Here is a 15,415-nt window from a genome sequence, read left to right as displayed (position 1 = left end):
GTAAAGAGCACAACTAGATGCCCGATCTCCTTCTCGAACTGTTTTCGGAAGAAATCCCCGCGCGCATGCAGGCGAAGGCGGCCGATGATTTGCGCCGCATGGTCACCGACCGCCTGGTCGCGGAGGGTCTCGTCTACGACGGCGCAAGGGCATTTGCCACCCCGCGGCGACTTGCGCTCACCGTGCACGGCATCCCTGCGCGCCAGGCCGACCTGAAGGAAGAGCGGAAAGGGCCGCGCGTTGGCGGGCCGGACGCGGCGATCGCAGGTTTTCTCAAATCGGCGGGGCTTGCTTCGCTCGATGAGGCGAAAATCCAGCGCGATCCGAAAAAGGGCGATTTTTACGTCGCGCTGATCGAAAGGGAAGGGCGCGCTGCGCTTGACGTGCTTGCGGAAATATTGCCGGTCGTCATCCGCACCTTCCCGTGGCCGAAATCGATGCGTTGGGGCGAGCGGTCGGCCAAATCCGGCGCGCTTTCCTGGGTGCGGCCGCTGCACGCGATCACCGCCACCTTCGGCCTGGAAACCGAAGCGCCGGATGTCGTGAAATTTGCCGTCGACGGCATCGAGGCCGGCCAGACCACGTTCGGCCACCGCTTCATGGCGCCGGGCGCGATCGCCGTTCGCCGCTTCAAGGATTATGAGGCGAAGCTGCTCGAGGCCAAGGTCGTGCTCGACCCCGAGCGCCGCAAGGACATCATTCTCGAGGACGCCAAGGAATTGGCGTTCGCGCAAGGGCTCGAACTCGTCGAAGACCAGGGGCTGCTCGACGAAGTCGCAGGTCTCGTCGAATGGCCCGTGGTGCTGATGGGCTCCTTCGACAAGGAATTCCTTTCGATTCCAAGCGAGGTGGTCCGCGCCACCATCCGCAACAACCAGAAGTGTTTTGTGGTCAGCGATCCCAAAACCGCGAAGCTCACGAGCAAATTCATCCTCACGGCCAATATCGAGGCCAGCGACGGTGGCAAGGCGATCGTCGCCGGCAACGAGCGTGTGATCCGCGCGCGATTGAGCGATGCCAAGTTCTTTTATGATACCGATCTGAAGACCAGGCTCGAAGATCGCTTGCCGAAATTCGATACGATCGTGTTCCATGAAAAACTCGGTACGCAAGGCGAGCGCATCAAGCGGATCCGCGCGTTGGCCCATAGAACTGCAGAAGTTGTCGCAGATCGTCTTCTACCGGTGAGCGCAGACATTCGCCCGGGGCGAGAGGGTGGAACCGCCGAATATGGAGAAAGCATATCGAAGTTTTTTGATGCTGTTCAAAGGGCAAGCCAACTGGCGAAGGCCGACCTTCTTAGCGAAGTGGTTGGTGAGTTCCCTGAACTACAAGGCGTGATGGGAAAATACTACGCGCTGGCACAGGGCGAGGATGCCTCAGTCGCCGTGGCTTGCGAGGAACACTACAAGCCGCAAGGGCCTAATGATCGCGTGCCGACAAATCCGGTGAGTGTAGCGGTGGCGTTAGCCGATAAGCTTGAGATTCTCTGTGACTTCTGGGCGATTGTTGAAGAACCTACGGGTAGCAAGGACCCGTACGCCCTACGCAGAGCCGCTCTAGGGCTGATAAGAATTGTTCTCGAATGCTCATTGAAATTGGCATTGAGGCCGATAATCAATGACAGCTTACGTCGAATTTTTGCATTCAAGGTAAGCAAAGAGCCCGCGGGAAATGCAGTAAAGATATCGGCGACGGTTTGCGACCAAGAAATGGGCTTCCGCAGAGTTGCTATCTCAAAAGAAGCCACCGTCGCCGAAATCGAAAAACTGAAAGTTGAATTTGAGGCCGAACATCTCAATTCGGTAAGCAGCCGACTGTTGAATTTCTTCGCCGACCGCCTGAAAGTTCAGCTTCGCGAGCAGGGCGCGCGGCACGACCTTGTTGACGCGGTATTCGCGCTCGAAGGTCAGGATGATCTCTTGATGATCGTTCGTCGCGTCGAAGCACTGGGCAAATTCCTCGATACCGACGACGGCAAGAGCCTGCTTACTGCAGTAAAGCGCGCAAGCAATATTCTCAGTATTGAAGAAAAAAGAGATAAGCGCGTTTATGATGGCGCTCCGGACGCGACGTTATACAGAAATGAATTCGAACGGGATGTTGCCACAGTAATCGAGCTCCAGAAGAAGCTCGCAGCCAGTTATATTGTACGTGAGGACTTTGCTGGCGCGATGACCGCCATAGCAGCGCTGCGCCCCGCCGTGGATGCGTTCTTCGATCATGTGAAGGTCAACGACGACGATGCGAAAGTGCGCGAAAACCGCCTGAAACTTCTCAACGAAATCCGCGCCGCCACGCGCGAGGTCGCGGATTTTTCGAAGATACAGGATTGAGGGGGTCGTTCCCTGTAGTCTTTTCGGTTCTGATTGAATCAGAACCGAGGCTCTAAACTTTTGTTTTGACGCGTTTTCTTCACGCGATTCGGTATCCACTTCGCTCGAAAACGCTATAGATGCTGCGCGGCCCGTCGCAGTTGCGGCGTGGTGATACACAACTTCCGAAATATGCGGACAAATCGGGAAATATTTACGCCCTGTTAACCATGCTTTGAAATGGTCCGTTACCGTAACGGTAAAAAATTACCCGAAGGCGGGACAGGGACGAAAATGACCTCGATAAACACCGGCCTCAATCCCTACGCCCAGCTCGGCTCCGCCTATGCTCGTGCGGCAGCGCCGCAATCATCGCTGGCTGATGCCTTGAGTGCCGTCGACTCCGGCAATCAGCCCGATACAAATGCGGCGACCAATTTGACGTTGTCTGCCGCCGCCCGCGCGCAGCTCGCCGGTGCCACCACCTTAAAGGATTTCACGACCGTGACCTCTGATGCGCGTTCCGCGCTCGATGGTCTCTACACCGCTGCCAACGTCAAAGGGCCGATCAGCGACGAAGGCGCGACGACAATCGATCTGTCGTCGTTCGATCGCCGCTCGCTGTTCGCGATCGCGACCAACAACGGCGGGAAGTTCAGTCCCGACGAACAGAAAGTCGCCAGCACCGAGCTTGCCAATCGCTACAATGACGCGCTGGCGCCAGCCGCGGCGACCTCAAAGCTGACGGGCGACTTTAGCTCGGTTTACAAGGCGGCACTCGATTATCTCGATGGCGCCAGCGGTGAGGAGAAGGCGACTGCCTCGTGGTCGGTGCAACGCGCCGCGGTGCTCAAGGGCGTCCAGGCCACCCAGCAGAACCCGACCGCCGCGCCCACAGGCATCAGCAACGATCCGGTCGCCGCTTATCTTGCGCAAAACGCCCCCGGCGGCACCACGGCGACCGAGAACATCTCAACTATCGCGAAGAACGTTCGCGCCACGCTCGACGCGCAGGCGAAGGCTGCCGCCGCCGCCGGCAAGGAACTGGTGTTCGACCCCGGCCGCAAAACCGGTCAACAAGCAGACCTCAGTTCATTTGACGGCCGATCGCTGGCGGCGATCTCGCTCAATCAGAATGGTTTGTTCTCAAAGCAAGAGAGCTTCGCCGCCAAGCAGACTCTTGATTCCCGCGCCCGCGCGAGCATCCTCTCCGCCCTGAAGCAGAGTCAATCCAGCGGCGATCCGACCCAGCTCAGTCTCGGTATTCTCAACACCTATTCGTCTATTAGCGTCGAAGAGCGTCAGGCGATCAACTGGACGCCGGCCTTTCGCGATAGTCTGGTGGCGAACTATAAATCGAGCAGTCAGATACTCTCGATATTGAGAGGGTAACGACCCACCGAGGAAGCCTCGCCCCGGCGGGGGAACCGGGCGAGGCCTGCTGCGGCTTGCGGCCCATTCGTCAAGGCGGGAGTAAAGGATTACTCGATCACCTCGACGATACGGCGGGAACGCGGTTCGACCAGTACGGGCACGTCGTTCACCATGGTGTAGCAACGAAATCCGCGCCGTGCAGCGCGAGGTCGCGGATTTCTCCAGAATCGAAGGTTAAATTGGACCGCCAGACGCTTGCCGCCTATGAAAGCGACGCGGCTGCGTTTGCGAAAGATTGGCACGCGCAGCCCGCGCCGCACGATCTGCACGACATCGTCAGGCGCTTCTTTATCAAGGGTGGAACAACAGCCGATATCGGTTGCGGCAGCGGGCGAGAGGTGGCGTGGCTGAACGCGAATGGTTTTCCGGCGCAGGGTTTTGACGCTTCGAGCGGACTCCTTGCCGAGGCACGCGCGCGATATCCCGATCTTAAGTTCGCGCTTGCAGAGTTGCCCGAGTTGCGCGGCATTGCCGCCAACACCTACGACAATCTCTTGTGCGAAACCGTGATCATGCATCTCGACCGAGCGCTGATCGCGCCGTCGCTCCGCCGCATGCTCGACGTCGTCAAGCCGGGTGGATTTTTCTACCTGAGCTGGCGCGTCACCGAGGGCGCCGACCAGCGCGACCAGCATGGTCGGCTCTACGCTGCCTTTGAGGTGTCGTTGGTGTCGGCGGAATTATCCGATACGACGGTGCTGCTCGACGAAGAGGTCTTCAGCGCTTCTTCGGGCAAGATCGTTCACCGCATCGTGGTGCGGAAAGCGTCCTGTTGATGCGGCCAGTAATCTCAAAAAAGAGCCCCGCCCGGGCGGGGGAGACCGGGCAGGGCCTTGCGTCCGGTGACCGCTGCGGTATCCGGACAAGACGTTCAGGATTTTACTCGATCACCTGAACGATGCGGCGTGTGCGCGGCTCGACCAGGACGGTCCGGCCGTTCACGACGGTGTAACGGAAAGGCGTGGCGCCGAATGTCTGCGGCACGTCGTAATAGGTAACGCCGGTTTCCGGCAGCACGCCGCCGACAATGACGCGGTCCGGAATCGAGTAGTTCGGCACCCGTTCGCGTATCACGTATTCGCGAAACGCCGGGCGCTGGTCGACCGCGATGCCCCCATTCTCGTCGACCACGACGGCGCCGCCGCGCACGCCCACGGTATCGCTCTGTGCCTGAGCCGCAATCGGTGCGCTCATGGCCGCAAGAATTGCGGAGATGGCCAGTACCTGCTTCCGCATGATCTGCTCCTTCGCGAATTGGAAAGTGCGCCGGTTTGATCCGGCATGCGACCGATCCAATTCACCGCGCGCGGCATCGTTCCCTAAAAAGTGCGGCCCCTGCGGTGCACGGCCAGGACTTTTTGCAACGATGAGGGAACTCTTTGAAGGGAAATGCGTCTCCTGTCGCGGAACCGCGCCGGAGTGTTATGTTGCCGCTCCCGATTCGGAACTTGCCTTTTCGAAATCAGCCCCTCGAGACCAGCCTTCGAGAAGACCGCCTCTATCGGGCGTGTCACTCACCTAGCGGAGAAGCTCTCAAATGACCCTCACCGTCGCCCACATTTCACCGATCATGTCCGTGATCGCAGGCGTGCTGATCTTGATCATGCCGCGGCTGCTCAATTTTGTGGTGGCGATCTTCCTCATCCTCAACGGCCTGATCGGTTTGGGGCTACTGAAGTGGCTTCATATCTAGATATCCAGTGTCCCGATTCCGAAGTTCGTTGCATCGAGAGGCGACCTCGTTTGCGAACTTCGGAATCGAAAGGACACTGGCAACTATTGATTCTAGTGTGGCTTTGGTTCAGAAGTCCGCATGACGGAACGAGCGGCAGCAATGATGCGGACCTCTGAGCCGCCACACTAGCCTTTCAGGCGGCTTTCGCAGCTTGCGCCGGGCCGCTCAAAGTGGTGTAAGGCGCCCATCTCTTCATCTCCCAGCGGATCATTTTCTGTCATGGCCAAAGCCGTCGCTAAACCCAGAAAAATTGCTGCGAAATCAAAGTCATCCACGGCCGCCCGGGCGACGCCCGCGGCATCCGCGATTGCCCGCAAGGCGCTGGAGAAGAGCGCGGCCAAAGAGGCACCAAAGCCCGTGAGCAAGGTTGGTCCAGGGAAGGCTGCGGCGAGCAGGATTGGCGAGGAGAGCGCGAAGTCCGGCAAATGGGTCTACACCTTCGGTGACGGCAAAGCCGAGGGCAAGGCGGGTCTTCGCGACTTGCTCGGAGGCAAGGGCGCCAATCTCGCCGAAATGGCCAATCTCGGATTGCCGGTGCCCCCGGGCTTCACGATTCCGACTTCGGTCTGCACTTATTTCTATGCGCACGGCAAAACCTATCCGAAGGAATTGAAGCCGCAGGTCGAGAAGGCGCTCGACCATATCGGCAAGCTGACCGGCAAATCCTTCGGCGATTCCAGCAATCCGCTGCTGGTCTCGGTGCGCTCCGGCGCCCGCGCCTCGATGCCGGGCATGATGGACACCGTCCTCAATCTCGGTCTCAACGACAAGACGGTCGAGGCGCTCGCCGCCCTGTCCGGCGACCGTCGCTTCGCCTACGACAGCTACCGCCGGTTCATCACGATGTATTCCGACGTGGTGCTTGGCTTCGAGCACTCTCACTTCGAGGAAATCCTCGATACGTTCAAGGACAGCCAGGGCTATTCGCTCGACACCGATCTGAGCGGCGATGACTGGGTCGAAGTCGTCGGCCGCTTCAAGGAAGCGGTGGCGCGCGAGGCCGGCGCGGAATTCCCGCAGGACCCGCATGACCAGTTGTGGGGCGCGATCGGCGCGGTGTTTTCTTCCTGGATGAACGCGCGCGCGGTGACCTACCGCAAGCTGCATGACATTCCGGAATCCTGGGGCACCGCCGTCAACGTGCAGGCGATGGTGTTCGGCAATATGGGCGAGACCTCGGCAACCGGGGTCGCGTTCACCCGCAATCCCTCGACCGGCGAAAGCCGGCTTTACGGCGAATTCCTGATCAATGCCCAGGGCGAAGACGTGGTAGCGGGCATCCGCACCCCGCAGGACATCACCGAACATGCGCGCAAGGAATCCGGCGCCGACAAGCTCTCGATGGAAATCGCGATGCCGGACGCGTTCAGGGAACTGACGCGCATCTATACGCTGCTCGAAAAGCATTACCGCGACATGCAGGACATGGAGTTCACGGTCGAAGACGGCAAGCTGTGGATGCTGCAGACCCGCGGCGGCAAACGCACCGCGAAGGCGGCGCTGCGCATCGCGGTCGAACTCGCCAATGAAGGCCTGATTTCGAAGAAGGACGCCGTGATGCGGATCGATCCTGCGTCGCTGGATCAGTTGTTGCATCCGACCATCGATCCCGACGCCAAGCGCGACATCATTGCCACCGGCCTGCCGGCTTCGCCGGGCGCAGCGTCGGGCGAAATCGTGTTCTCCTCGGATGAGGCCGCCAAGCTTCAGGCCGACGGCCACAAGGTCATCCTGGTCCGGATCGAGACCAGCCCGGAAGACATTCACGGCATGCACGCCGCCGAAGGCATTCTCACCACGCGCGGCGGCATGACCTCGCACGCCGCGGTGGTCGCGCGCGGCATGGGCAAGCCTTGCGTCTCCGGTTGCGGCGCCATCCGGGTCGATTACGGCCGCGGCACCATGAGCATCGGTTCGCGCACCTTCAAGACCGGCGACGTCATCACCATCGATGGCTCCCTGGGCCAGGTGCTGGCCGGACGGATGCCGATGATCGAGCCGCAATTGTCGGGCGAATTCGGCACGCTGATGGCCTGGGCCGATTCCGTGCGCAAGCTCGGCGTTCGTGTCAACGGCGATACGCCCGACGACGCGCGCACCGCCATCAAGTTCGGCGCCGAGGGCATCGGACTTTGCCGCACCGAGCACATGTTCTTCGAGGAAACCCGGATCCGCACCGTACGCGAGATGATCCTCGCCGAGGACGAGCAGACCCGGCGCGCCGCGCTTTCCAAGTTATTGCCGATGCAGCGGGCCGATTTCGTCGAACTGTTCGAGATCATGAAGGGCCTGCCGGTGACGATACGGCTGCTCGATCCGCCGCTGCACGAGTTTTTGCCGCACACCCAGGCCGAGATCGAGGAAGTCGCACGTGCGATGAACACCGACCCGCGGCGACTGGCCGACCGCGCCCGCGAACTTTCCGAATTCAATCCGATGCTCGGCTTCCGCGGCTGCCGTCTTGCGATCGCCTATCCCGAAATCGCCGAGATGCAGGCGCGTGCCATTTTCGAAGCCGCGGTCGAGGCCGGAAAGCGCACCGGCAAGGCCGTCGGACTCGAGGTGATGGTGCCGCTGATCGCAACCAGGGCGGAGTTCGATCTGGTCAAGGCGCGGATCGACTCGACCGCGGCCTCGGTGATGAAGGAGACCGGAGCCAGGTTGAACTATCAGGTCGGCACCATGATAGAACTTCCGCGCGCCTGCCTGATGGCCGGCGATATCGCCAAGACGGCGGAGTTCTTCTCGTTCGGCACCAACGACCTGACCCAGACCACCTATGGCATCAGCCGCGATGATGCGGCGAGCTTCCTCGGCACCTACGTCACCAAGGGAATCCTGGAGATAGATCCCTTCATCTCGGTCGATCGCGACGGTGTCGGCGAACTGGTGAAGATCGGCGTGGCGCGTGGGCGCAAGACCCGTCTGGGCCTGAAGGTAGGCATCTGCGGCGAACATGGCGGCGATCCCGCGTCCATCGCTTTCTGCCACCAGGTGGGATTGGACTACGTCTCCTGCTCGCCTTATCGCGTGCCGATCGCCCGTCTCGCCGCAGCACAAGCCGCGCTCGGCAAGACCGTCGCCAGCCAGGCATAGATTCTTTCTATCGTCCGAGATCAATCGAGGAGACTGTGTCATGCCCGGACTTGTTCCGGGCATGAACGTCTTTCGCTATCCGGAAATTCATCATCTTCGTTGACGAGATATTTACCACTTCGTTGCAGCGCCTGTTTACCAACGTTTTCGATGTGAGCGGCGTGCTTTGAACAGATCGTTGCGTGTGTCGTCCGCGCCACGCCGATTAACTCGCTCGCAACCTAAATTCGCTACCACCAAAAAAGATCGAATTGTACGGATGTACTGGTGTCCCGATTCCGAAGTTCGTCTCATCGCGCGGCATATTCGTTTGCGAACTTCGGAATCGACAGGACACCGGCAAGTCCGTGATTCTGGTGTGGCATTGGGTTCAGAAGTCCGCATGACGGACTCGCGGTAGAAATGATGCGGGCTTCCGAACCACCACACTAGTGTTCGATCGCGTAAGCGTAGTGTTGCGTTGCGTGAGCGTATCGATGTCACAGTCGCGTAACCGGCCGTGGAGCGCGCGTCTTGCGTTCCTCGGCTTCGGTCTTTGCACTTTCGCGTTGAGCCCGACAGAGATCGGGTATCAGGATATCGCTTCGCTCCTGGCGAGGCAGCCGGGCGTTGCCGAGCGCTGGCAGAGCCGCGTGTTCTCCGCCAACAGAATCCAGCTCGCCACTTACAGTTTCGGCCGCCCCATCGGCACCTATGCGCCGCAAACCGTAACCTATCGGCTGGCAAGCCTCGACAATCAGGGCATCGACGTCACCGGCTCCGTGAGGCGCAATGCCATCGCTCAAAATCCACCGCGCTATCAGCCTTCCGACTTCCCCAAGGTCGATCGCACGCTGAAGGGCGATCGTCTGATGATTGCTCCGCCCCAGCCGCCCACGCCCGCCAATGCCGCGCCGGCCACGGAAGATCCGGCGACCTCGAATTCGTCGGTGATGGGTGCAAAGACGGTGGACACTTCTGCCGAACGCGCCCCGCTCGATCCGGAACTTGCCGAAGCCCTCAACGCTCCGCCGCTGCCGCAATATGAACCGCTCCGATCTCGGCCCGAGGGTGCAAAAGCCGCCGACGATGCGGTCTCTCTCCAGGCCGAAGCCGTCCCGTTGCACGACGCGTTTTCGGTGAAGACCGCGAGCCTTTACTTCGGAAGCAATTCGCTCGGTGCCCCATTGGAAAGCATCGAGCGCTGGCAGCCTGGCGAAGAACCGGTCGTCGTGCTGCCCGGTAACGATCCCGACATGAAGGCTGGCGCGTCGCTGCCTGCGACGGGGGGTGAGAGCGGCGAAAGCATCGCACCCAAGGGCGAAGTCAACAGCGACAACCAGCGCGCCAAGACGCCCGCCGAGCGCCTCGGCCTTTTCGACGAGAAGTCGCGCGCCAAATCGGAGAGGTGCCTCGCCGAGGCCGTGTATTTCGAAGCCCGCGGCGAAGCCGTACGCGGCCAGATCGCGGTGGCGCAGGTGGTGCTCAATCGCGTGTTCTCCGGCTTCTATCCCACCACGGTGTGCGGGGTAGTTTACCAGAACAAGCACCGGCACCTGGCGTGCCAGTTCACATTCGCCTGCGATAATGTCGCCGACATCGTGCGCGAGCCCGACATGTGGGATCGGGCCAGGAAGATCGCAAAGGCGATGCTCGACGGCCAGCTTTGGTTGCCGGAAGTCGGCAAATCGACGCACTATCACGCCTATTGGGTGCACCCGTCCTGGGTCAGCGAAATGAAGAAGATGTACAAATTCGGCGTGCACACCTTCTATCGGCCCCGCGCATGGGGCGATGGCAGCGAAGCACCGAGCTGGGGCACGCCGGCCCAAACCGCGGCAATATCGGCGGAGCTTGCCGAGGCCGCGAAGAGCTCGGCTGAAATGTCCGCCACCCCGGTACGCCGCTAGCTCCACCAGTCTCTGTGCTCTCAATGGTATTTCGCGCCGTTTCAAAGGCTTGGCGCGCGATCATCATTGCACTTCGTAAATCGCAAGGACGCCCTTGCGCGTATCTGCCCTGCCGATATCGCAGTTGGGATTTCCATGCCGATGCATTAACTTGCTGCGCCGGTACGATGCCAGGTTGTGTTCGCGTTTTCGCGCGCGTCGAACTATGGCTTGCGCCAACGTTTTTGAGGGATTCGACGATGACTTCGACTGCAAGCGATCCCCGTCAACATCCCGCAAGCGTGATCTGGCGCACGCCGCTGGTGATCGTGGTTTGCGGCTGCATGATCGGCCTTCTGACCTTTGGTCCGCGTTCGACCCTCGGCTTCTTCATGCAGCCGATGAGCCGTGATTTTTCATGGGGGCGGGACGTATTCGCTCTTGCGCTGGCGATTCAGAATCTGTTGTGGGGGATTGGCCAGCCGTTCGCGGGCGCGATCGCCGACCGGTTCGGCAGTGTGCGGGTGATTTGTGTCGGCGCGTTGATGTATGCGGCAGGCCTCATTGTCATGCGCTATTCCGAAACGCCGCTGGCGCTTGACCTCGGCGCGGGCGTTCTGATCGGCTTCGGCCTGTCCGGCTGTTCGTTCAACCTCGTGCTGTCGGCTTTCGGCAAGCTGCTGCCGAGGGAGTGGCGTGGCATTGCGCTCGGCGCGGGTACCGCGGCGGGGTCGCTCGGGCAGTTCGTGTTTGCTCCGTTCGGCGTTGCCATGATCGATAACTTCGGCTGGCAGTCGGCTCTGACGGTCTTTGCCTGCCTGATGCTGTTGGTGCTGCCGCTGTCGTTCGCACTGGCGACGCCGAACGAGACGACCGACGCCATCGTCGCGGCGGAACAGCAGACGTTCAAGGATGCGCTCGCCGAAGCCTTCGGCCATCGCTCCTACGTGTTGCTGGTGCTCGGCTTCTTTACCTGCGGGTTTCAGCTTGCCTTCATCACCGTGCACCTTCCCGCCTATCTGGTCGATCGCGGCGTGCCGGTTGCGCTCGGCGGTTGGGTGGTCGCAACCATCGGCTTGTTCAACATCGTAGGCTCGCTCGGCGTCGGCTGGCTGCAGGGCAGGCTTCCGAAGCGTTACATCCTGTCGCTGATCTATTTCGTTCGTGCAATGGCGATCGTCGCTTTCATCTCCTTCCCGATCAGCCCCTTCACGGTGCTGGCGTTCGGCGTGGTCACGGGCCTCGCCTGGTTGTCGGCCGTTCCACCGACGTCAAGTCTGGTGGCCGTGATGTTTGGCACGCGTTGGCTCGCAACCCTTTACGGGTTCGCGTTCTTCAGCCACCAGGTCGGCGGCTTCCTCGGTGTCTGGCTCGGCGGCGTGGTGTTCGAGAAGTTCCATTCCTACACGCCAATCTGGTGGTTCGCGGTGCTGCTCGGAATCATGTCGGCGCTGATCAACCTGCCGATTGTCGAGGCGCCGGTTGCGCGCCGGGTTGCGCAACCCGCCTAGTGTTCCGATTCCGAAGTTCGCAAACATTCGCGGCGACCTCCGATGCGAACTTCGGAATCATAAAGACTAGTAACCTAATGTTTTCTAGTGCGGTTCTTGAATTTGAAGTTCCTATGAGGAGGTTGCAGCAAAACTGACAGGAACTTCAAATTCACCGCACTAGTGTCCCGATTCTGAAGTTCGTACTATCTTGTGGCGCCTGGTTTGCGAACTTCGGAATCGAAGGACACTAGTTGATATTGATTCTGGTGTGGCTTTGGTTCAGAAGTCCCAGGTTGAACTCGCTGCGGCGCTGATGCGGACTTCTGGAACCGCCACACCAGTCCGGTCAATCTTGAGCCAACCCACGATGTGAGACTGAAAGGCGTTGGCCATGTTCAAGGCAATCAGGATCGACAAGGCGGACAAAGGTACCACCGCTACGCTCACCCAATTCGACGAAGCCGACCTGATGGAAGGCGACGTCACGGTAGGGGTCGAGTGGTCGACGCTGAACTACAAGGATGGCCTTGCGCTCACCGGCAAGGCGCCGGTGGTGCGGCGGTTTCCGATGATCCCGGGGATCGATCTTGCGGGAACGGTCGAGCAGTCTTCGCATCCGCAGTGGAAGGCGGGCGACAAGGTGATCTGCAACGGTTGGGGCATGGGCGAGACGCATCTTGGCGCTTATGCCGGGAAGGCGCGTGTCAAGGGCGACTGGCTCGTGCGCCTGCCCGATGGCATGTCGGCGCGTGAGGCGATGGCGATCGGCACTGCCGGCTACACCGCGATGCTTGCTGTGCTTGCGCTGGAACAGCACGGCCTCACCCCGGTGCACGGTCCGATCGTCGTCACCGGCGCGGCCGGGGGTGTCGGCTCGGTTGCCACCGCCGTGCTTTCGAAGCTCGGCTATCACGTGATTGCTTCGACTGGACGAATGTCGGAGGCCGGCTATCTCCGGAATCTCGGCGCGAGCGAAGTGATCGACCGAAACGAACTCGCGGGGCCGGCGAAACCCCTCGGCAGGGAACGCTGGGCCGGCGGGATCGACAGCGTGGGCTCGAGCACGCTCGCCAACCTCCTGTCGATGACCAAATACCGCGGCGCCATTGCCGCATGTGGGCTTGCCGGCGGCATGGACCTGCCCTCGTCCGTCGCGCCTTTCATTTTGCGCGGGGTGTGTCTGCTGGGCATCGATTCCGTGATGTGCCCGATCGAATTGCGAAAGGTCGCCTGGAAGCGCCTCGCCAGCGACCTGGATTCAGCAAAACTAGCTGAAATTACACATGAAATCGGTCTCGGCGAGGTCATGGAGGCCGGTTCCAGGATTCTCGCCGGGCAGGTTCGCGGTCGAATTGTGGTAAAAATTGCCTGACACGTTCAGACTTTACCAACCAAGCTGCTCCAATCTTTGCCACTGTTGGTATGGTAAGCAGTGGGTAAAGAGGCTTCCGTCGGTCGCCCGCGCTCGGGTCAAGTTGGAGTGAGAGTATGCTTGCGCGTTTCGTATTGGGAGCAGTTGTGGCCGGTGCGGCGATCGCACCCGCTTTGGCTGGGCAGATGAGTGCAGAAGAGGCCCGCAGGTTCGTCGCCGGCAAGGTGTTTGTCTTCACCTGCTTTGACGGTACGCGGGGAGCAGGGCGGATACTCGACGACATGGGCGTGGCTGGCGCTGTGCAGTTCAACGGCTCCGGTCCCGTTCGCCACGTGCGCTTGCCCGGCAACACGCTTCAGATACGCGGGCAGGCGGTTTGCGCCTCGCTGAGGGGGCTTCCGTTCGAGCCTTGCTTCAATCTCGACAAGCAGGACGAACGCAGCTTTCGCGGATCGGTCTCGGGCATGAGCTTCGCCTATTGCGACTTCCGCCATCAGGGCGGAACGCAAATGCTGATGGCGCGCGCGGTGGCGCACCCGCGTTCGCTGCGCACGCAGGAGCGCGCGGGCTCGGTGGAAATGTCGTCGCGTGTCGAGACCCCGGCGGTCGAAAGAGCGCGGATCGATCCAGTCAAGCCGGAGGCGAATGAACTGGCGCGACCGGGTGCCCCGCTGCAACTGCGCCGTTCGACCGACTGACCGGCGCAAGCCGAACGCGCATTGCTGAAACAAGCCGAATCTTACCCGAACCAGTTTGATTGTTCTGACGGTGGGGGACAACCTTGCTGGCAAGCTGATACAACACAGGGTTGCATCAGCTTATGCATGTTATCTTTGACGTAAAATTAACCAAATCTTGAAGGTGGAAAGTTACCTTCGCTTCAGCGAAGCGGCCGATGCCGGCTTGATTCAAGCAAGCTCGGCTTCTCGTTGTTCGGGGCGAGGCCAATGCAGATCAAGGGCCAGGCCCCTTCGCCGCTCATTTCGGGGAATTGACGATGCTGTCTCGCATCAGCGTGGTGTTCCGGCTTTTGACGATCACCGCGGTCAGCTTGCTGGCGCTGGCTGGGGTCGGGACGATCGGGGTCGTATCGACCGGCACCGTGCAGGAAATGGTATCACGCACAGAAGTGGAGGCGTTGAAGCCGATCGAGCAGATATCGGAACTGAACGAACGATTGCAGGAATCCTTTCGCGAAATTCTTCTTGCCCTGCAGCACAATCCGGCCTTGCCGGCCGTAAAATATCACAATCACCCCGTAAAAATTCATGTCGATGCCGTGGAAAACGCGCTGCAGCGGATGACGCAGATTTTCCAGGACTACCGGAAATCTGCGGCCGGCGATTTGTTCAAGGAAATTGTTTCCCGCGCCGAGGCCGCTGAAGTCAAGCTGGCTGAAGATTTGCGGCGCGGTGAATCGCTGGCGGCTGCGGACCAGGGCGAGAGTTACAGTCAGCTTGGCATCGACGTCACGACGAAGACCATACCTCTCTTCAAGGAAGCGAAAAAAAATGCTGCTGAACTGTTGGAGAAGCACCGGCAGCTGTCCATTCAGATAGAGCAGGCGGCCAGGAGCCAATACGCTTCCGTCCGCTTCGCCATCGTCGTCGGCTGCGGCGTGATCTGGGTGCTGGTGCTTGCAGGCGCCCTGTGGATTGGCCGCTCGATCACCGGGCCACTTGGCGCGCTCACCAAGGTCATGACGGCGCTTGTGGTGGCGCCGCCGAAGTTGCCATCCCTTGTCTCGAGCGCAAGGACGAGGTTGGCGAGATGGCCAACGCGGTGAAGATCTTCAAGAACAATATGGTTGAGATCGAGCGATTGCGCGTCGATCAAATCGAGACCGAGAAGCGGCAATCGCAACAGCGCAAGGCCGACATGGTCATGCTCGCCGACACTTTCGAGGCCGCGGTCGGCGAGATCGTCGAAACCGTGTCGTCGGCCTCGACCGAACTCGAGGCTTCCGCCTCCACGCTCACCGCGACCGCGGAGCGGGCGCAGGAAGTCACGACGACGGTCGCGGCGGCTTCGGAAGAGGCCTCCACCAATGTACAGTCGGTGGCGTCGGCCACGGAGGAAATGGCATCCTCCGTCAACGAGAT

At 60.5% G+C, this 15,415-nt stretch carries 12 protein-coding genes and 1 pseudogene; 11 read left to right on the top strand and 2 right to left on the bottom strand.

Annotated features, from left to right (window positions below):
- Positions 1-17: 17 nt before the first annotated feature.
- The 3 genes from glyS (at position 18) to VNX23_RS25050 (ending at position 4,525) form a co-directional block, all read left to right on the top strand.
- Positions 18-2,336, top strand: a complete 2,319-nt coding sequence (gene glyS, locus VNX23_RS25060) for a glycine--tRNA ligase subunit beta (protein ID WP_325634252.1) — start codon at positions 18-20, stop codon at positions 2,334-2,336.
- 273 nt (positions 2,337-2,609) lie between these two features.
- Positions 2,610-3,707 carry a hypothetical protein gene (locus VNX23_RS25055; protein ID WP_325634251.1) on the top strand — a complete coding sequence of 366 codons (1,098 nt, stop codon included), beginning with the start codon at positions 2,610-2,612 and terminating at the stop codon, positions 3,705-3,707.
- A gap of 221 nt (positions 3,708-3,928) precedes the next feature.
- Positions 3,929-4,525, top strand: coding sequence for a class I SAM-dependent methyltransferase (locus tag VNX23_RS25050; RefSeq protein WP_325634250.1), 597 nt, complete (start codon positions 3,929-3,931; stop codon positions 4,523-4,525).
- 103 nt (positions 4,526-4,628) lie between these two features.
- Here the strand turns inward: VNX23_RS25050 and VNX23_RS25045 are convergent, their stop codons facing one another.
- Complete coding sequence (locus tag VNX23_RS25045; RefSeq protein WP_325634249.1) at positions 4,629-4,985, bottom strand: DUF1236 domain-containing protein; 357 nt, start codon at positions 4,983-4,985, stop codon at positions 4,629-4,631.
- Positions 4,986-5,286: 301 nt separating this feature from the next.
- Between VNX23_RS25045 and VNX23_RS25040 the strand changes: the two genes are divergently transcribed.
- Positions 5,287-5,442, top strand: coding sequence for a DUF3096 domain-containing protein (locus tag VNX23_RS25040; protein WP_325634248.1), 156 nt, complete (start codon positions 5,287-5,289; stop codon positions 5,440-5,442).
- 167 nt (positions 5,443-5,609) lie between these two features.
- Here VNX23_RS25040 and VNX23_RS25035 read toward each other — a convergent pair whose 3' ends face one another.
- The gene (locus VNX23_RS25035; protein ID WP_325634247.1) at positions 5,610-5,849 is read right to left on the bottom strand and encodes a hypothetical protein; all 240 of its coding nucleotides are present in this window, start codon (positions 5,847-5,849) and stop codon (positions 5,610-5,612) included.
- Between VNX23_RS25035 and ppdK the strand changes: the two genes are divergently transcribed.
- The 7 genes and pseudogenes from ppdK to VNX23_RS25000 all read left to right on the top strand — a co-directional run.
- A complete protein-coding gene (gene ppdK / locus VNX23_RS25030) occupies positions 5,842-8,580 on the top strand; it encodes a pyruvate, phosphate dikinase (protein ID WP_325634246.1) in 2,739 nt (912 codons plus the stop codon). The genes VNX23_RS25035 and ppdK overlap by 8 nt on opposite strands.
- A gap of 476 nt (positions 8,581-9,056) precedes the next feature.
- Positions 9,057-10,469: a cell wall hydrolase gene (locus VNX23_RS25025; RefSeq protein ID WP_325634245.1), complete on the top strand. Its 1,413-nt coding sequence runs from the start codon at positions 9,057-9,059 to the stop codon at positions 10,467-10,469.
- A 239-nt stretch (positions 10,470-10,708) separates the two neighbouring features.
- Entirely contained in the window at positions 10,709-11,959 is a 1,251-nt protein-coding gene (locus tag VNX23_RS25020; protein WP_325634244.1) for an MFS transporter, read from the top strand.
- 367 nt (positions 11,960-12,326) lie between these two features.
- Positions 12,327-13,313: an MDR family oxidoreductase gene (locus VNX23_RS25015; protein ID WP_325634243.1), complete on the top strand. Its 987-nt coding sequence runs from the start codon at positions 12,327-12,329 to the stop codon at positions 13,311-13,313.
- Positions 13,314-13,429: 116 nt separating this feature from the next.
- Positions 13,430-14,011, top strand: coding sequence for a hypothetical protein (locus VNX23_RS25010; RefSeq protein WP_325634242.1), 582 nt, complete (start codon positions 13,430-13,432; stop codon positions 14,009-14,011).
- Between the two features lie 299 nt (positions 14,012-14,310).
- Complete coding sequence (locus VNX23_RS25005; RefSeq protein WP_325634241.1) at positions 14,311-15,099, top strand: Tar ligand binding domain-containing protein; 789 nt, start codon at positions 14,311-14,313, stop codon at positions 15,097-15,099.
- Positions 15,084-15,415: pseudogene (locus tag VNX23_RS25000) on the top strand (chemotaxis protein); the annotation flags it as partial. The gene VNX23_RS25005 and the pseudogene VNX23_RS25000, both read left to right, overlap by 16 nt.

The organism is Bradyrhizobium sp. (genome assembly GCF_035570375.1).
In the GTDB taxonomy this organism is placed as follows: domain Bacteria; phylum Pseudomonadota; class Alphaproteobacteria; order Rhizobiales; family Xanthobacteraceae; genus Bradyrhizobium.
The sequence above is the reverse complement of the archived record's forward strand: the minus strand, read 5'-3'. Positions and strand labels throughout refer to the sequence as shown.